Source organism: Terriglobia bacterium (assembly GCA_020072645.1).
Lineage (GTDB): Bacteria > Acidobacteriota > Terriglobia > Terriglobales > Acidobacteriaceae > Angelobacter.
The window spans coordinates 466,508-484,190 of sequence record JAIQGK010000001.1 but is presented as its reverse complement, the minus strand read 5'-3'; the positions used below and the strand labels follow the sequence as shown (position 1 = coordinate 484,190).

Annotated in this window: 12 protein-coding genes and 1 tRNA gene; 11 read left to right on the top strand and 2 right to left on the bottom strand. The window is 55.9% G+C overall.

The genetic code is table 11. The annotated features are described in order from the left end of the window. Positions 1-396: 396 nt before the first annotated feature. Both LAO76_02070 and LAO76_02065 read right to left on the bottom strand, forming a co-directional pair. Positions 397-3,510, bottom strand: coding sequence for a vitamin B12-dependent ribonucleotide reductase (locus LAO76_02070; GenBank protein ID MBZ5489702.1), 3,114 nt, complete (start codon positions 3,508-3,510; stop codon positions 397-399). Positions 3,511-3,641: 131 nt separating this feature from the next. Beyond that, on the bottom strand, positions 3,642-4,139 hold the full coding sequence (locus LAO76_02065; GenBank protein MBZ5489701.1) for a hypothetical protein: 498 nt from the start codon (positions 4,137-4,139) through the stop codon (positions 3,642-3,644). Between the two features lie 670 nt (positions 4,140-4,809). Between LAO76_02065 and LAO76_02060 the strand changes: the two genes are divergently transcribed. The 11 genes from LAO76_02060 to LAO76_02010 all read left to right on the top strand — a co-directional run bounded on the left by LAO76_02060 (position 4,810) and on the right by LAO76_02010 (position 17,523). Continuing rightward, on the top strand, positions 4,810-5,289 hold the full coding sequence (locus LAO76_02060) for a nuclear transport factor 2 family protein (GenBank protein ID MBZ5489700.1): 480 nt from the start codon (positions 4,810-4,812) through the stop codon (positions 5,287-5,289). Between the two features lie 105 nt (positions 5,290-5,394). Next, the gene (locus LAO76_02055; GenBank protein ID MBZ5489699.1) at positions 5,395-7,908 is read left to right on the top strand and encodes an FG-GAP-like repeat-containing protein; all 2,514 of its coding nucleotides are present in this window, start codon (positions 5,395-5,397) and stop codon (positions 7,906-7,908) included. 1,120 nt (positions 7,909-9,028) lie between these two features. Next, positions 9,029-10,072 (top strand): 3-isopropylmalate dehydrogenase, encoded by a 1,044-nt coding sequence (locus LAO76_02050; protein ID MBZ5489698.1) that lies wholly within the window; start codon positions 9,029-9,031, stop codon positions 10,070-10,072. 299 nt (positions 10,073-10,371) lie between these two features. Further along, positions 10,372-11,907 (top strand): hypothetical protein, encoded by a 1,536-nt coding sequence (locus tag LAO76_02045; protein ID MBZ5489697.1) that lies wholly within the window; start codon positions 10,372-10,374, stop codon positions 11,905-11,907. A 79-nt stretch (positions 11,908-11,986) separates the two neighbouring features. Further along, a complete protein-coding gene (locus tag LAO76_02040; protein MBZ5489696.1) occupies positions 11,987-12,256 on the top strand; it encodes a hypothetical protein in 270 nt (89 codons plus the stop codon). Between the two features lie 21 nt (positions 12,257-12,277). Further along, positions 12,278-12,496 (top strand): hypothetical protein, encoded by a 219-nt coding sequence (locus tag LAO76_02035; protein MBZ5489695.1) that lies wholly within the window; start codon positions 12,278-12,280, stop codon positions 12,494-12,496. 1,024 nt (positions 12,497-13,520) lie between these two features. Next, a tRNA-OTHER gene (locus tag LAO76_02030) sits at positions 13,521-13,588 on the top strand. A 10-nt stretch (positions 13,589-13,598) separates the two neighbouring features. Beyond that, positions 13,599-13,766, top strand: a complete 168-nt coding sequence (locus LAO76_02025; protein MBZ5489694.1) for a hypothetical protein — start codon at positions 13,599-13,601, stop codon at positions 13,764-13,766. A gap of 216 nt (positions 13,767-13,982) precedes the next feature. Further along, positions 13,983-14,330 (top strand): hypothetical protein, encoded by a 348-nt coding sequence (locus LAO76_02020; protein ID MBZ5489693.1) that lies wholly within the window; start codon positions 13,983-13,985, stop codon positions 14,328-14,330. A 69-nt stretch (positions 14,331-14,399) separates the two neighbouring features. Further along, complete coding sequence (locus tag LAO76_02015) at positions 14,400-15,731, top strand: TROVE domain-containing protein (protein ID MBZ5489692.1); 1,332 nt, start codon at positions 14,400-14,402, stop codon at positions 15,729-15,731. Between the two features lie 253 nt (positions 15,732-15,984). Beyond that, positions 15,985-17,523, top strand: a complete 1,539-nt coding sequence (locus tag LAO76_02010; GenBank protein MBZ5489691.1) for a hypothetical protein — start codon at positions 15,985-15,987, stop codon at positions 17,521-17,523. Positions 17,524-17,683: the final 160 nt, after the last annotated feature.

Sequence of the window (17,683 nt, the reverse complement as noted above, 5' to 3'; positions counted from 1 at the left end):
CTTCCCCGAACCCCAACCCCCTGCTGGAGAACAACGAGGGTGCATTGTGACTCTGTTGACTGTCTCAAATCAGGGGTTCACTATTCACAATCACATCTGTGGGATAAATTTTCTGTCTCACCTCAGGGGTGCACCTCACAAGTCTACGCCAATCTGGGATGACCCGGGGAGGGGGTACCCCCCTGAGATCGGGTGATCCGTTGATCGGGGAATCAGGTGATCGGAAAAGCCCGACTGGGATGACCTTGGGATGAGATCAGATAACTCTTTTGGAATCCTAGTTGAGGGGGCCGGGGTAGGGCAGTGCAAAGCTCAACCACAAAGGTCACGAAGAAACACAAAGGAAGGAACAAGCCCAGCTTGCGCCGGGCTTGTTATCGGCAAACTAGGAACAGACTAACTGCACCCACTCGTACTCCCACAACTCATGCACCTGTAGCAGCTCCCATTCCTGGTCATGATCGCGCCGCACACGTGGCAGCTTGGGGCGTCGCCCAGATCGACGAACTCTTTCAGCGCGTCGGCGGAGTGGTATAACCCTCGATCTACGATCGAGGGCGAGCCTTTAGCCGTTAGCTCCTGGCCTTTAGCCAATCCTCCCTGGGGAGGTAGCGTTTCTGGCCGCGAAACCGTTTCAGATGCACTCTGCTGGCTAATGGCTAATGGCTCAGGGCTAAGCGCTCCGGCTCCCATCGGCGGCAACACCATGTCCTTAAACAGCGGATATTGCCTGCCGGTGACGAACTTGAGTTCCAGCCAGCGGAAGATGTAGTCCATGATGCTCTTGGCGATGGGGATCTCCGGGTTGCCGGTGAAGCCTGAAGGCTCAAAGCGCGTGTGGCTGAACTTTTCACACATCAGCTTCATGGGGACGCCGTGTTGCAGCGCCAGCGAAATCGCAGTGGCGAATGAGTCCATCAGGCCGGAAACGGTGGAGCCTTCCTTGGCCATGCGGATGAACAGCTCGCCCGGCGTGCCGTCTTTATACAGGCCCACGGTGATGTAGCCTTCGTGTCCCGCGAGCGCGAATTTATGCGTGATGGATGCGCGCTCACCCGGCAGCCGGTGGCGCACCGCGCGCGGCGGCGCCGTCTCTTGTTCGGTCATGGTGAGCGGACGCACCGCGGCCAGCGCCATGGTCTGCTGCTCCGGCGAGAGCTTTTGGAACTCCAGCTCCGCGCCGCTTAGCGGACGCTGCGTTGCGGTGATGTCTTTTTCTCCGCGCGTGCCCCGCTTGGCGGCTTCGTCGCGTGAGCTGGCGGCCATCAGCGGCTGCGCTTTCTTGGATCCGTCGCGATAGATGGCCACCGCCTTCAGCCCCAGTTTCCAGGATTGAAGATAGGCCTCGGTGATGTCTTCAACCGTCGCGGCCTCCGGCAGGTTCACCGTCTTGGAAATTGCGCCGCTGATGAATGGCTGCGTTGCCGCCATCATCATTACGTGGCCCATGTAATGGATGCTGCGCGTGCCCTTGGAAGGCTTAAAGCTGCAATCGAAGACCGGGAGATGCTCGTCCTTGATTCCCGGCGCGCCTTCAATGGTCCCCGTGGAATCAATGTAGCTCACGATGGAGTTCACCTGGTCCGGCGTGTAGCCCAGCTTCCACAGCGCGGAAGGCACGGTCTGGTTCACGATCTTGATCATGCCGCCGCCTACAAGCTTTTTGTATTTCACCAGCGCCAGGTCAGGCTCAACGCCGGTGGTGTCGCAGTCCATCATGAAGCCGATAGTCCCCGTGGGCGCCAGCACCGTGACCTGCGCGTTGCGATATCCGTTGCGCTCGCCCAGGGCCAGAGCTTCGTCCCAGCACTGCTTGCTGCCTTCGAGTACCGCGGCAGGAACGTTTTCTTTGTTGATCTTGTTCACCGATGCCCGATGCATGCGGATCACGTTGAGGAACGGCTCGCGATTGATATACCAGCCCGGGCACGCGCCGCCAGTAACGTCCTGCGGAGAGACGCGCGAACTGGCCGCCCCAAGCTGCGGACACTGTCCGGCAATGCGCGCCGACTGCAAGTACGCTTCACCGCACATGATTGCGGTAACGCAAGCGGCGTAGTCGCGGCCGGCGTCGGAATCATACGGCAGGCCGCTGGCCATGAGCAGCGCGCCCAGATTGGCATATCCCAACCCGAGAGGACGATAATCATGCGAGTTGCGCGCAATCGCTTCCGTTGGATAGCCGGCGTTGTCGACAAGAATTTCCTGCGCCGTGATCATCACATCCACTGCGTGGCGATACGCAGGCACATCAAACTCGCCATTCGACTTGAGAAACTTCATCAGGTTGAGCGAAGCCAGGTTGCAGGCCGAATCGTCCAGGAACATGTATTCACTGCAAGGATTGCTGGCGTTGATGCGGTCCGTATTTTTCGACGTATGCCACTTGTTGATCGTCGTGTCGTACTGCATGCCCGGATCGCCGCACCACCAAGTGGCTTCAGCAATCTTGTTCATCAGCTGGCGCGCCTTGTAGGTCTTCATCACTTGCTTGCCTTTTACGGCGCGGGTGGAAAAATCGCCATCACGCTCAACGGCGGACATGAATTCATCCGTTACGCGAACGGAGTTGTTGGCGTTCTGGAAGAAGATGGAGCTGTAAGCGTCGGAGTCGGGCGACGAACCGTCATAGCCCATCTCGATCAGCGCCCACGCTTTTTTCTCTTCGGCCATCTTGCAGTCAATGAAGCTTTCAATATCAGGATGATCAACGTTCAAGATCACCATCTTGGCCGCGCGACGCGTCTTGCCGCCGGATTTGATCACGCCGGCAAATGCGTCAAAGCCTTTCATAAAGCTGAGCGGCCCAGAGGCCGATCCGCCGCCGGAAAGCTCTTCCGTCGAGCCGCGCAGCGCGGAAAGATTTGTTCCCGTGCCGCTGCCCCACTTGAACAGCATACCTTCCGTCTTGGCCAGCGTGAGAATCGAGTCGAGCGAATCCTTCACCGAGTTGATGAAACACGCCGAGCACTGCGGCGCTTTGTAGCCGGTCGTCGTAAATTCCACAGTTCCCTGCTCGCGGTTCCAGTGCCAGTTCTGCGCGTCACTGAGCGGCTCCAGCCGGTCACAGCCCACGTTGAACCACACCGGCGAATTGAACGCCGCTTTCTGCTGCACAAGAATGTGCACCAGCTCGTCATGGAACGTGTCGCGGTCTTCCGCGCTGGCAAAGTAGCCCTGCTGCCAGCCCCAGTCGCGGATGCTCTCTGCCACGCGCTGAATCAGCTGACGCACGCCGGTTTCGCGCTGCGGCGTGCCCAGCGTACCGTGAAGATATTTACTGGCCACAATGTTGATGGCGGTCATCGACCAGTCTTTGGGCGACTCCACATCACGCTGCTCAAAAATGCTGTTGCCCTTGGCGTCAGTAATGCTGGCCGTGCGCAGCTCCCACTCCACTTCGTCATAGGGAGAAACGCCGGTGCGCGTAAAATAGCGCGGAAACTTCAGTCCGGGGGCCGCTTGTCCGGATGTTGGCTGCTGTGTTTGTACTTTTGTGTTTTCCTTCATGATCTTTACGTTGATCTCAGCCATCTTTGTTTTTCTCCGATTCGCCTGATGTCCTCGAAAATGCCGTCCTCGATGGTGCATGCCGCATGGCGCGAGCCTGCCGCTCGCTTTCCGGTTTCCGCTGTTTGTCTCTAGGATCCTGCTGAAACTGCTTTGCCCAGCTTGATGCCGTGGGTCACGCGATCGACCGCGCGCTCCGCCACGGTCTTCAATTCAAGGGCTCCGCCACGCTCCGCTGTTGTCGGCGATTTTTCAAATGTCTTTTGTTCCGCTGCCGCAGGCGTCCTTGATTCAAAGACCTGGGACGCTACTTCCCGCTGCGCGCTCAGCCAGTTCTTGAGCGCCGTTGCCGCCGCGCGTCGATCAGCAATACTGGGCGCGATGGCATAACGCACATAAATCTTGGCCTGCGACATTTTTTCCCGCCACGGACTGCCCGTAGCAAACAGCCGGCTCATGGCGCGTGAAAGGTCTTCAGCTTCAGCCACCTCAAACACTGCCAGCATCCGGCGCGATTGCTCTCCCACCGCCTGCACAATTTCTTCCGCCAGAGCAAATACTCCGGGCTGGCTCGGAACCAGCAGCAAGCCAAAGCTCGATTCGCAATGGAACCAACGTGACCAGTTCATCTCCATACGTCTCTTCCCCCAAAGCACGGTTAAGCAGCACCGGTCGGGCCCGGTGATGCGCACACACAAATATGAAGTTCACCGCGATTATTGTTTCCGGCGGCACCTCTGACGCCGGGTAGTCTTCAGGCTGTCTGTGACCCGTTCCTGACTTGCCGCGGGTCCGGCCAGAACAACCGTAGTGTTGGAAACTTACGCCTGTATATTGTGCGTGTCAAGAGTCTTATACAATCTATTGTACCTTAGTCGCCCAAACGCCGCCACATGACTCAAGTAGTTTGTTTCCCATCCTTTACCGGAAAATGACCGATTTCGGGGTGGTTTCTCCCTTGGTACACGTGGGAATTTATCCACAAGCAAATCTCGCCCGTCGGCTACGCGACGGTAATCCTGTGGAATTGTTGGCTGGTGAAAACTCTGATCAAAAGCGGCTTACAACTGGTATTGCGAATCTACCTACCGTCGCGACAGAGAGCAATGCCGAAGATTGGTGCAGAGCTGTGGATATTGGTGGAAAAGAAGACTTTAACCAATCTCGAAGCGAAGCGAGAGGTCCCTATCTGAGTACGCAATCTTGAAGACTTTGGTCCTACGGCAATTGGTCGTAGAATCAGGAGGCCGTCGTAGCGGTCCAATTCACTGGCGGCACTTTCGATGCCGAAGGTTGAAAATGCCCCGTTTTTTTATTTTTTTATTTGTACTCTCACTGGCAGCCACGATGGGCGCCGCACAGAAACCCACTTCACGTCCCTTATCACCCGCCGCACAGGCCTCGATATGGGAACAAGAACTTCGTGATGCCGATCTCAACTTCGCCAGACACACCGCCCGCCGCCTGGATGGCTGGATGGATTTCTTTGCCGATGACGCTTCCATCATTCACGATGGCCAGACCGTCACCGGCAAGAATGCATTGCGCGCTTTTTACCAGCCTGTGTTTGCCGATAGAGATTTCACCCTCACATGGTCGCCGAACCATGCTGAAGCTTCCAAGGATGGCACGCTTGGCTATACCTATGGTCAGTATGAAGCTAGAAACGGTTCCACAATCTCGCGCGGAATGTATACCACCGTCTGGCGAAAGATAGATGGCTGCTGGAAGGTAGCTTTGGACTTTGGTAACACGCGCATACCCAGTCTAAGCCAATGAACTAGCTTGGATTGTTGGTTCCTATAGATTCCTGATATTTTGCGCACACGAACCTACTTCGCTGCGTTAAAATGAATCACCCGACCCAGAGTAGGTGGATTTTTTATGCGTATCCGGTTTCTTCTCTCCGTTTTATTCTTCTTTTTTTGCTTTCATTGTCTAGCTTCCGCCCAAGCGGCTGCAGTCGGCGATCTCAATGGCGACGGCAAGCTCGATGTCGTGGCAGGAAACATAAGCCCGAACACCGTCACAGTTCTCATCAATGATGGCGCTGGTACGCTCACGGCAACGCACTTTCTTCCCGTGAGCCACCCGGTGTTTACAGTGGCTCTGGCCGACTTCAACAACGATGGCCACCTGGACATTCTTGTTAGCGAGATTTCGGCTCCGGGTTTGACATTCGAAACTCTTTTCGGTGACGGCGCCGGCAATTTTTCAGCCGCAACACCCATAGCTCTTGGCAGCATTGAGATTGACCAGGCGCCTGTTGCTGTAGCTGACCTCAATGGTGACGGTTTTCCAGACATCGCTTTCGCCTCAGGAGAATCTATTGCCATCCTTTTTGGAGATGGACATGGGGGCTTTCTGCCGCCCCGCCTGTTTACGATTGGCCTGGAAGGCGCGACCTTCGGGCACCTTTATGTCACTGACGCAAATCTGGATGGCAAACCTGACCTGTTTGCCGTTGGGGGCAACGTCAGGTCTGGCGGATCTGTCTGCTACGTTGCTCTGAACAATATGCCCGCTGGGTTTATCACAGGGAAACTTGAGAACGGCCAGAATTGTACGTTATCCCCGGACCTGAACGGCGATTCCATCCCTGACTATCCCAGCCAGTTTATTACCTTCTTTGGAGACGGCCAGGGCGGCTCACTCTATACGCAGCTCAGGATCAACAGCATCAAGCTGGCGGATGGAATCCCGGTGGATTTTGACCATAACGGTACTACGGATTTTGTGCAGGCAGAGGTGCTGGCCCCCGGGATCCGCTACTATCCCGGCAACGGACATGGCGGGTTTGGTGACCCCATTACCATCTCAAATTCGGCCTTTGGTATTCTCGCCATAGCTGATCTAAACGGTGACGGCTTCCCTGACCTGGTGCTGCAAGATCCGCTGAACCTGGCGAATGTTTCTGTCTTTCTCAATCCTGGAACTACTCCCGTCAGCATTGCTACCGCCAGCCAGACGCAGATCAGCGCTTCCGCAGCCACGGCCAGCACAGCCGCGCCGGTCACGCTCATTGCCAATGTTAGCTCGCTGAATGCCGGAAGCCCGAACGGTGTTGGCACGGTTACGTTCACTGAAGGCTCCACAACACTGGGAACTGCCACGGTGAATATTTATGGCAATGCAGCGCTCGACTTTACCTTTGCAGCCGGCTTGCACAATGTGAACGCCAGCTTTGCCGGAGTGCTTGATCCTTCCACCAACACTCTCTTTGCGCCGAGCGCATCCCTTTCACCGATAGCCGTGGCCGTAAATCCTGGCCCGCCGGCCGGGGCCGTTCCCAACATTACGCTGACCACATCCGTTACGCCAGCCAGGCAGTTGAATCCAGTTACATTCATTGCCGATGTCACGCCCAGCGCTCCCTCAACCAGTTCTCCCGGAGGCAGCGTTGTATTCAAGGCCGATGGAGATGTCCTGGGCTCCTCTCCTCTGCTGGGAACAATCGCGCGGCTGCCAGTTGACGCTCTTTCACAGGTTGTCTTTCCCACCGCGGGTCTTCACAACATCACGGCCACGTACGGCGGAGACGCATCATTTCCTCCTGCCACCTCTCTCACTTTGGTTGAAGACGTACGTTCTCTTACTGCGGTGCGGACAGCCAGTTCTGTTCACCTGACGGCCAGCTTATTTCCCGCCGCCAGTCAAGTCTTTTCGCTGAACGCAACAGTGGTTGGAGTCAGCAATCCTCCTTCAAAGTTCATTTATCGGGTGAATGGCGCGTTCCTGACCACGGCGCCGCAGAACCCGCCGAATCCCGTATTGTTCACACCGCAATTTCAGGGCACATACACTATTACCGCTGAATATCCTGGTGACGCAGTCCTGGCCCCCAGCACCGGAACCACAACTCTGGTCGTGGGCAATCCGAATGGAGATTTCTCTATGGACGCTTCGCCCGCCGGTGCAACCATCAAAGCGGGCCAGAGCGCCACGTTTACCATTACCATCAGCCCGGTCAATGGCATGAATTCGCCGGTAACGTTCGCCTGCAGCGGCCTTCCGGCTGCATCCAGCTGTACTTTCTCACCCGCCAGCGTTACACCTAACGGCTCGCCGGTTTCCACCACTCTTACCCTCAATACCACCGCTGCAAGTTCCCTTGCTGTCCCAATTGCTGGCTTGCATCGCTGGACGTCCACTGCCTGGGCGCTTGGAATTGTGTTTGGATTTTTCGTGGTAGGAAGAAACAACCGCGGCAAAAAGGCCAGGCATTTTTCAGCCGTTTTTGGGATCATTGCGCTGGCTCTTCTGGTTGCCAGTTGTGGCGGAGGCAGCCCACAACCAAATCCTAAGACAGGCACGCCTCCGGGCTTTTCAAGCGTCACCGTAACGGCTACTTCCGGCGTCAGTCATTCGTCTGCTCTGAGCGTCACGGTGACACCATAAAAAGAGTTGCTAACGCTCGGCCCTGACATTGCCCAGCATTCTTTGCAAATATTTTTGTGCTAAAGCACTTCCAGAGAGCTGGATCCAGTGAGGGTGGAGCTGGACATTTATGCCTGCGTTGCAAGCGCAATAACCGCCGGCGTCCGGCGCTGAAGCCTGTGGGACACACCACCTTGAAATCCATATCTTGAATGCTGTAGTCGATCGGTGGAAGAGCGGCCCTTCAGTGCCTCGTAAAGGACTATAAAATTCGGGCTTTAGCCCCAGTGCAAAGCACGTCGGAATACAGCCAGTGCAAAACCGCTTTAGAATCGCTGCAATTTCTGCGTGTTTTTTTTTCGTAATTTTTGTGACGAACAAAAGAATTCCGCTGCTGCCAAAAAGAATAATTAATTTCTCTTTTTCTATCCGGCAGCAGTAACGAACTCGTGCCTATGGGCATCTATAGAAATAGACATGAGATTACAAAGAGAAAAAAAAATCAGGCTGCAGCATACCGCGCGGCTCAATAGGCTTGTTTTTGGAGTGGCCCTTTTATGGCTGGTCACATCCGTTCTGCTGTTGGTGATTTTCGGACTTGGGTCCGCGCGATCCGATCATAACGACCGCCAAAATGATCGCACGCGCAAGGATGTCCATCAGCAGCTATATGCTGGAGCGGAGCATCACGCCGCGGCTCGCGCTTCCTTTAAGTCTTGATTCCTGCGCTTCTGAGCAAAGAAGCGCAGCGAGCGTTGCACCGCATTGGCGTTCTCATAGCCCAGAATCCAGACAATCTTCTTGTCCTGTTGCAGTCGAACTTTGCCGCCAACATCGCGCGTAATCTTTGATCGTCGCCACCCTTGGCGGATGAGGTAAAGGACTGCGGCCCGGGTCTTGCCGATTCATTCATTGAAAGCCGCCACATGATGCAGCGGCGTTCTTTTCCTGACTCCTGCCGAAGTTTGCCGAGGTTGATGAAGCGCTTTTGATATATTTCATTGTTGTTACAAAAAAGTTCGTCACTAAAGAACATGAATCATAAGAGCGAGGCCGGCTCGCGCGCCGAGCTCGTTGCGTCAGGGCAGAGCCATCGTTGCCCGGAAAAGGATGCGTAAGCGGTTTGGAGCGTAGCGACAAAATGAAAAGAATCGCCGTTGTCCCCGGAGATGGCATTGGCAAAGAAGTTATTCCCGCAGCCCTGAAGGTCGTTGAAGCAACAGGCGCGGCAGTCGAATTCACTACCTTTGATTGGTCGGCTGACCGCTACCTGAAAGACGGCACCACCATCCCCGCTGACGGCTTCACCATGCTGGCGCGCGATTTCGATGCGATCTTTGTCGGTGCCCTCGGCGATCCGCGCGTGCCTACCAATATCCATGCCAAAGAAATCCTGCTGGGCATGCGCTTCAAGATGGACCTCTACGCCAACGTGCGTCCGGTTAAGCTTCTCGATGAAGCGCTCTGTCCACTTAAGGGCGTGAAGCCTGAGCACGTGGATTTTGTTGTGATTCGCGAAAACACTGAAGGCCCCTATGTGGACGCCGGCGGAGTGCTCAAGCAAGGTACTCCCGACGAGATTGCCACGCAGGAAGATTTCAACACCCGCAAGGGCGTGGAGCGCGTAATCCGATTTGCCTTTGATCTGGCCCGCAAGCAGGGCCGCAAAAAAGTCCTGATGTCAGACAAGTCCAACGTCATGACCTTTGCCGGCGGCCTGTGGCAGCGCGTTTTCAAGATCGTCGCTGCTGAGTACCCGGAGATCCAGACGCAACACATGTATGTGGACGCCCTTTGCATGCACATGGCGCGCGATCCCAAACAATTTGACGTAATCGTAACCAACAATATGTTTGGCGACATCATTACCGACCTGGCCGCGGCCCTGCAGGGCGGACTGGGCATGGCCGCCAGCGGAAATATCCATCCCGGCAAGACCTCAATGTTTGAGCCGGTGCACGGCTCCGCGCCGCCCTTCGCGGGCAAGAACATCGCCAACCCCATCGGCGCTATCTCCACGGCGGCCATGATGCTGGATCATCTGGGCTTCGCCAAAGAATCCGATCGAATCAACAAAGCCGTGCTCGCTGCGGTTCAGCAGAAAAAGACGACGTCTGATATCGGGGGGAGCCTGGGGACGAAAGAGGCGGCGGAGTGGATTGCTAATGCTCTATCCCGACCCTGAGCTTGAGCCGTTCTTGCAGGCGTGAGCAAAGCGGGAGCCTGCAGGCGAAATCCTGAGCAGAGCGAAGGATCTCTTGTCGAAGGGGAGGGACCCCTGTTGCAACGAAGCTCTCTGGGGATTCTATTTTTCCCAACTCTTTCGGAACACGATCAAACTAACTACCTTTAGGTCCTCTTCATTACCCACGTTTTTCCCGTGCAAGAAACCTCCGGTCCCTCGTTCATCTGTTTGGCATAGAATCTCTTTTCCCTCTCCCCCGATTCGGCCGCCCATGCTTCACCTATAAAGGACGTGCACCTATGCGGGTATTTCTTACTTTTCTACTTTTGCTGGCCAGCGCTGCTACCGGCCTGACCCAAAAAACTTCAAACCAATCTAACGATGACTCTGCCGCTCTCACCATCTATAACCAATCGTTTGCCGTAGTGCGGCAAACTTTGCCGCTGGACTTGAAAAGCGGCGCCAACCAGTTTGAAATTACCGACATCACCGCTCATCTGGAGCCGGATTCGGTCATCCTGCGCGACCTGAAAAGCGGCCGCGATCTGCGCATTCTGGAGCAAAACTATCGCAGTGACGTGGCTTCGCAGGGCCGCCTGCTGGCCCTATATGAAGGCAAGACCATTGAGTTCCTTGTGCCGGATAAAGACGGCAACCGCAGGCTCGTGCCGGGAAAGATCATCCGCAGCGGCTACACGCCGCACTACCAGGCATACAGCGCATACGATCAGCAGTATTACCAGGCACAACAGGCTTACGTGGCCGCCGGCAACGGCGAGCCGATCATTGAAATCGATGGCAAATTGCAGTTCGGCCTTCCCGGGCAGCCTATCTTTCCCGCGCTGAGCAATGACACGATTTTGAAACCCACGCTCTCTTGGCTGTTGCAGAGCGACCGTCCCGGCAGCACCAATGCGGAATTCAGCTATGTGACCGGCGGCATGAGCTGGCACGCCGACTACAACGTGGTCGCGCCCGTCAGCGGCAATCTGCTCGATATCGTCGGCTGGGTCACGCTGGACAACCAGACCGGCAAGACCTTTTCCAACGCTCACATCAAGCTGATGGCCGGGGACGTAAACAAGCTTCAGCCGGTAGTCATGGGCGGGCCAGTTTCCGAATCATTCGGTCTCGCAGCGAAAGCCGATTCTTTCGCACCTGCCGTCACCGAGCGCAACTTTGACGAGTACCACCTCTACACGCTTGAACGTCCTTCAACTCTCTACGACCGTGAAACCAAGCAGGTGGAATTCGTGCGCGCATCCGGCGTCCCATCACAACGGCTGTATGTCTATGACGGCCTCAAGCTGGACCAGAACTACCGTGGCTATCAGATGGAGCAGATCCGCGACATGGAAAACTTCGGGATCCAGTCGAACAGCAAGATCTGGTCGATGGTGGAATTCAAGAACAGCAAGGAAAACCATCTCGGCATGCCGCTGCCCAAGGGCCGCGTGCGTTTCTACCGTCGCGACACGGACGGCCAGCTTGAATTTACCGGCGAAAACCTGATCGACCACACGCCCAGCGACGAGACTATCCGTCTCTACACCGGCAACGTATTTGATGCCGTAGGCGAGCGCAAACGCACCGGGTTCAATATTGACCGCCATGCACGCACGCTGGATGAAAGCTTTGAGATCAAGCTGCGCAACCATAAGAAAGAGCCCATGGAAATTCGCGTGGTCGAGCACCTGTACCGCTGGACGAACTGGGACATCCAAAAGACTTCAGACCCATTCAACAAGCTGGACAGCAAGACCGTCGAGTTTCGCGTGAAGGTGCCACCCGATGGAGAAAAAGTGGTGACCTATACCGCGCATTACAGTTGGTAATCGCCAGGAGCGCCAGTCTGCAATTTTTTTTGATACGTTTTACCGGGCTGGCGCACTATTCCGGGCGAGAGGGTTTCCAATGGCGCATCATCGCTCGGTAGGACCATTGTTCAGCTTGGCCGGTGGACAAACTGTTTCGTGGAGCATCAGTTACGGTACCGGACAGGACGTCGGCATTGTGACCGCCGCTCCCAACATTATTGACGATGTTCTGGGCGTGGTTGTGCTGCAGGCCCAGAACCAGGGCCTTGGTGCAACCGGTGACTCCAAGAATTTCTATACAGTTGATATCCACAATCCCGGCACGCAGCATGTTGCTCATAATCTGAATCTCCAGGATTGGTTATAAAAGAAAAGATTGGCTATACCTATGAAAGTTCACATAATCAGCTCTCGAGGCAAACTAGTGGGAACCTTTATCCCGCAGCAGCTCCAGCCTTCCGATCCTAAAACTCCCATCTGCACGCCCATCGCGGGACGTGGCCAGAAACTGCATGAGCTCGAAATCGCAAATGCCGACTCTTATTACAAAGAACGCCGCACCGCCGAGTTGCACAAGATCGTGAAGAAGAAGTTAAAGCTGAAGTAGTTTGTCGCCTGTGAAGCCGTTCATCGAGCCACACAGGAACTAAACTTTCAGCCATTCACCCGCAATTTTTTTCATTTCACAAATTATTTTCTGCAATTCCGTGTTTTCTGTATTCACGCGCAAGCTATAGTTTGCTATCTTGTCTATGCGTAGGAGTAACGCCCAATGAAATGCACTATCTACAATCCGGTGCGGAGGCTGACAGACCTGGTCATAGGTCCTGGTAGCCTGTGGGCGTTTGAATATTTTTCCAGCTAACCTCAGGCGCGTCAGTCCTACGCAAACCGACCCAAACTTGAGCAATGCTGCAAGCTATTGAGCCTGCAAGCTTAACCTTTGTATTCATACAACGGCTTTGAACCCACTGGGTGGCGAAGGTCGCGGTTACTTCATTTGATAAGTGACCAATACCGCGGCTGCTTATTCCCCCAGATGAATCTCCGACTTGATTTGATTTCATAAGCAGCGAGGCCGGGGTCCTCGACACGCGGCTTTTCGCGTGGTGGGGTGGGAGACCGGCTTGCGTGCCGAGCCGCATGCGGTAAATGCAAAGATCAAGTCATTGTCGAGATGGCTGCATAGCGGTTTGGAGCGCAGCGACGGAGGAGAAGCCTGAAGAGGTTCACCAAGGACGGGAGCGGGATCTGTTAACACCCTGCTCCCATAACAGCAGTTTAGACGTTGGAACAGATTTCATCGGTGGTGAAGACAAGGGTTACATCGCCTGTCCGTAGGTGCGGGCCCGGCCAGCCATTGCGCGCAAGTTGGCGCAATGGTGAATGCGGCCAAATCCCGCCGGCATCTCGAGTGCCGTAGTTTCAAACTAGAACGACGGACCACTACACCCGGGTCGATTGTTCCCCGTTTGGAATCTTGTTTCCAGCGTTAGCTGCTACCTGGACGCTTACTTTTGCAGCGAGGCCGACTCGCGCGCCGAGCCGCCTGCAACGGGCGCAAGAGGATCTTAGTTGTCGAAATCGCTGCGTAGCGGTTTGGAGCGCAGCGACACAAATGAAGCCTTGCCGGTGGTGAAGACATGGGTTACTTCGACTGTTAATCGGGAGGTCGCGGGTTCGAATCCCGCCGCCGTCGCTGTTCGTAAGTGACGCGCGTAGCTCAGTGGCAGAGCGCCATACCCGGTCGCTGGTTCCCCGGCAAGACCTTTTTCGTCGGTGGTGAAGATGAGAGCTACTTCACCAACCTGGAGATGCAGGTATCGATCCCTGCCGCCGCTTTTGCGGTGTCGTCTAAGAAAGGACGCCAGGAATAAGACCCTGTCATCGCTTTTGTTCCCCGGCGAAGAAATTTCCTGTAGAGACGCAGCCTGCTACGTCGTGATAACTCTATCTGGCGGCGAGGCCGACTCGCGCGCCGAGCCGCATGCAACAGGAGCACGAAGGCATGCATTTGGTCGAAACGCTCAAGCGGTCTGGAGCGAAGCGACAGAACCGAAGCCCCGCGGCGAACGCCGCTTAGAAATGAGAATATGAGCCTAAGAAAGGTTTACGGCGGAACGCCCATTGGCAATGAATCGCGCTGTGACACATGCACTCATGCGCGAATTATCCAGGGCTACGCCGAAAGCGAACGCATCGTCATCTGCACGGGCATGTATGATCCCATACGTATTCCGTTCAAGGTCATGCAGTGCACTGACTATGAAGATCGCCGTCTGCCTGATTTCGACAATATGAAAGAGATTGCCTGGCAAATCAGGAGCAAGAGCGCAGGCAGTGTCGCCGGATTCGTTACCTTGCCCGAAGAAACGGATTCGCGAGATCAGCAGGACGAGGCAAAGCCGGAAGAAATTCCGGCTGCTTCAGAAACCAAATAATTTTCCGTTGCGCCCCTTGCGCCCGTTGCGGTGAGGCATCGCAACGCTGAAGTAATAAGGAGAAAAACAATGGCCCGCATGAACGTACTCAACCTGAGCGGAATGCCTTGGATGACGGCGAAGTCCAAGCAGACACACGAGGGCGCACCGGCAAAGCACATCTCTGCTGAGCAGGAGCTGCGCCGGTCTGTTCTGGCGTGCATGCTATGGGAGAGCCAGTTTTATGAGGATGGCGTCGCGATCGCCGGGCGCATCCGCGAACTGGTGCCCAAGGTCGCCGCAGAGAAGGTTGCCGCTCTGGCCGTTGAAGCCCGCGAGAAGATGAAGCTGCGTCACGCGCCGCTCTTACTGGTGCGTGAGATGGCGCGTCTGGCAACACACCGCCAACTCGTCGCGGAGACATTGCTGCGCGTGATCCAGCGTGCCGACGAACTTTCTGAGTTTGTGGCGCTCTACTGGAGTGACGGCAAGCAGCCTCTTTCCGCACAGGTCAAGAAGGGGCTGGCCGCGGCTTTCACCAAGTTTGACGAGTACGCGCTGGCCAAGTATGACCGCGCTTCTCCGGTCAAGCTGCGTGACGTGCTCTTTCTCTGCCACGCCAAGCCGGTGGATGCTGCGCAGGCTGAGCTGTGGAAGCGCCTTGTCGCCGGTGAGCTGGCCTCGCCCGATACCTGGGAGGTGGCTCTCTCCGCTGGCGCCGATAAGCGCGAGGCATGGGAGCGTTTGCTCGCGGAGAACAAGCTGGGCGCGCTGGCCCTGTTGCGGAACCTGCGCAACATGGCGGAAGCCAAGGTGGACGAAGAGTTGGTCCGCACCGGTCTCTACCGCATGAAGACTGAGCGCGTGCTGCCGTTCCGCTTTATCGCTGCTGCGCGTTATGCGCCGCAGTGGGAGCCGGAGCTGGAGAAGGCGATGCTGCGCTCTCTCGACGGTCAGCCGAAGTTGCCGGGTAAGACCGTGCTGCTGGTTGATGTCTCCGGATCGATGGACGCGCCGCTCTCCCGCCGTGCGGAAATGCGCCGTAATGACGCGGCCTATGGGCTTGCGGTGTTGCTGCGCGAAATCGCGGAGCAGGTAAGCATCTATACCTTCTCTGACAAGCTGGTTCGTATTCCGCCGCGCCAGGGATTTGCCCTGCGCGACGCCTTGAACGCCAGCCAGCTTCACGGCGGAACATACCTGGGCCGCGCTCTGGGTGAGATCGACGAGAAGTACGACCGCTTGATCGTGATCACTGACGAGCAGTCGCACGACGCTGTCCCGAACCCGAAGGCGCGTGGTTATGTGATCAACGTAGCCAGCTTCCAGAACGGCGTGGGCTATGGCAAGTGGGTGCACATCGATGGCTGGTCCGATTCAGTGATCGAGTACATTCGCGCGGCCGAACCGGCGCTTGAGTAGTACTTAAGCTAACCATGGGCGATCTTCGGAAAAGAAGGTCGCCTTTTTGCCCGCCCATCGAGGACCACCTTTTGAAACACAGAGGAACAGAGGAAAACGAGGAAGTTAAGTCCGCATGGAATCGGGGATTCCTCCGGTTCCTCCTTTCCTCCGTGTTTCAAAGATTTTTCTTTGCTCCCATGTTCACTTGAAGTGCGCGATGCTGTTTTATTGTTACCATTAAGGACGGAGCCGCTCGTTACTTGATATCCAAATGAGAAAGCTTTCGCTTGCGTGGTTATTGGCCACGCTGCTTTTCTGCCTGTCGTTCGGGTTCGCACAGAATCCGGCGCCCTCATCTACGCCAACCGCTGCGCCGCAACAGCAACCTTCCGCACCCGCGGCTGCTTCGCCCACGCCTGCTGCAACACCAGCAGCCCCGCCCTCGCAGCCTTCCGGCACGCCTTCGCCCAACCGCGTTGAAGTCGAGCCGGTCGAAACAATCCACCAGATAACTCCGGCGGAAGCGAAAGAGCTGTTCCGGTCAGTCGATGAGATTCTGCACTTCGCCAGCAAAGATACAGGCCTGCCGATCAAGAAAAAGGTCAAGCGGACGATTGTAAGCCGTCCGCAGGTGGAAAAGTACGTCAGTGACAAGTTCAAGGACGATGCTGACCGCATCCGCTTTGAGCGCTCTGAGCTGGTGGAAAAAAAGTTTGGCTTGCTGCCGCGCACCTTTGACCTGCACAGTTTTCTCATCAAGCTGCTCACGGAGCAGGTGGCCGGTTACTACGACGAAAAGACGCGCACCATGAACCTGCTGGACTGGAATGAGCCGGAAATGCAGCGTCCGGTGATGGCCCATGAGCTCACACACGCGCTGCAGGACCAGAGCTTTAACCTGGAAAAAATGAGCAAGCACGATGAAGAGGTCGAGAAGCACGGGCTTGATAACCTGGATGAATTGGTCCGCAATGACGAGGATTCAACCTGCCGCAGCGCCGTGCTGGAAGGGCAGGCCATGATCGTGCTGCTGGATTACGTGCTGGCTCCGCAGGGCGGGAGCGTGGAAAAGACGCCGCAGGTTGTCGACCTGATGCAGTCTTCCATGGATAAAAGCCGCGGCAGCCCGGTTTTTGACAGTGCGCCATTGCTGCTGCAGGAAGAGCTGGCGTTTCCTTATCGCCAGGGCATGCAGTTCATCAAGGACCTGCTGGTGGCCGGCGGCAAACAGCTCGCTTATACCGGCGTGCTGGGCCGCATGCCCCAGACCACACGCGAGATCATGGAACCCAAGGAATATCTCGCCGGACATCGCGTGCCACCGCTGCTGCTGCCGGATCTGGGTTTTCTAAAAAAAGATTACGAGCCCTATGACGCGGGTGCGGTTGGCCAGCTCGATGTGAGCATGCTGCTCCGCATCTATGCAGATGCAGCGCTCGACAAACGCCTAAGCCCGGAGTGGCGTGGCGGGGCCTATTACGCCGCGGGCCGCAAGGGAGCAAAACCGCCGGACCGCAACTCTTCCGCGCACATCGGCCTCTATTACATCTCAAAGTGGGCAACAGAAGAGGCAGCGCAGGAGTTCGCAAAAACGTACGCAGCAGCTCTGCCTAAACGCTATGAGTCGCTCCGGCATGTTACTGATAAAGGAAACGTCGCCGGTCTGGACAAATACACCAGCTCCGATGGACCAATCTTCATCCAGCAGACTGGCAATGCGGTAGTGGCGGTTGAAAGCTTTGATGAGGATGCGGCGAAGAAACTGCTTGAGATTGGACTGAAGCAGGCAAAGGAAAGTTCGGGCCAATAGTGTCTTGGGGCGGCTTTGCACGAAAAACTCTAAACCTCACCATAGATAACACTGATCACACTGATTTACACGGATCAAAAAAGTTCAATAGGACCATTTTGAATTTGTAATCCGTGTTCATCCGTGGTGAGATTTGCTTTTTTTTGTCAAAACATCTGGG

Bases quoted from the DNA above. Each gene is read 5' to 3' on its own strand.
- LAO76_02070 (MBZ5489702.1), bottom strand. From the start codon at position 3,510: ATGAAGGAAAACACAAAAGTACAAACACAGCAGCCAACATCCGGACAA.
- LAO76_02060 (MBZ5489700.1), top strand. From the start codon at position 4,810: ATGCCCCGTTTTTTTATTTTTTTATTTGTACTCTCACTGGCAGCCACG.
- LAO76_02045 (MBZ5489697.1), top strand. From the start codon at position 10,372: ATGCGGGTATTTCTTACTTTTCTACTTTTGCTGGCCAGCGCTGCTACC.
- LAO76_02040 (MBZ5489696.1), top strand. From the start codon at position 11,987: ATGGCGCATCATCGCTCGGTAGGACCATTGTTCAGCTTGGCCGGTGGA.
- LAO76_02010 (MBZ5489691.1), top strand. From the start codon at position 15,985: ATGAGAAAGCTTTCGCTTGCGTGGTTATTGGCCACGCTGCTTTTCTGC.
- LAO76_02055 (MBZ5489699.1), top strand. From the start codon at position 5,395: ATGCGTATCCGGTTTCTTCTCTCCGTTTTATTCTTCTTTTTTTGCTTT.
- LAO76_02050 (MBZ5489698.1), top strand. From the start codon at position 9,029: ATGAAAAGAATCGCCGTTGTCCCCGGAGATGGCATTGGCAAAGAAGTT.
- LAO76_02035 (MBZ5489695.1), top strand. From the start codon at position 12,278: ATGAAAGTTCACATAATCAGCTCTCGAGGCAAACTAGTGGGAACCTTT.
- LAO76_02020 (MBZ5489693.1), top strand. From the start codon at position 13,983: ATGAGCCTAAGAAAGGTTTACGGCGGAACGCCCATTGGCAATGAATCG.
- LAO76_02015 (MBZ5489692.1), top strand. From the start codon at position 14,400: ATGGCCCGCATGAACGTACTCAACCTGAGCGGAATGCCTTGGATGACG.
- LAO76_02065 (MBZ5489701.1), bottom strand. From the start codon at position 4,139: ATGAACTGGTCACGTTGGTTCCATTGCGAATCGAGCTTTGGCTTGCTG.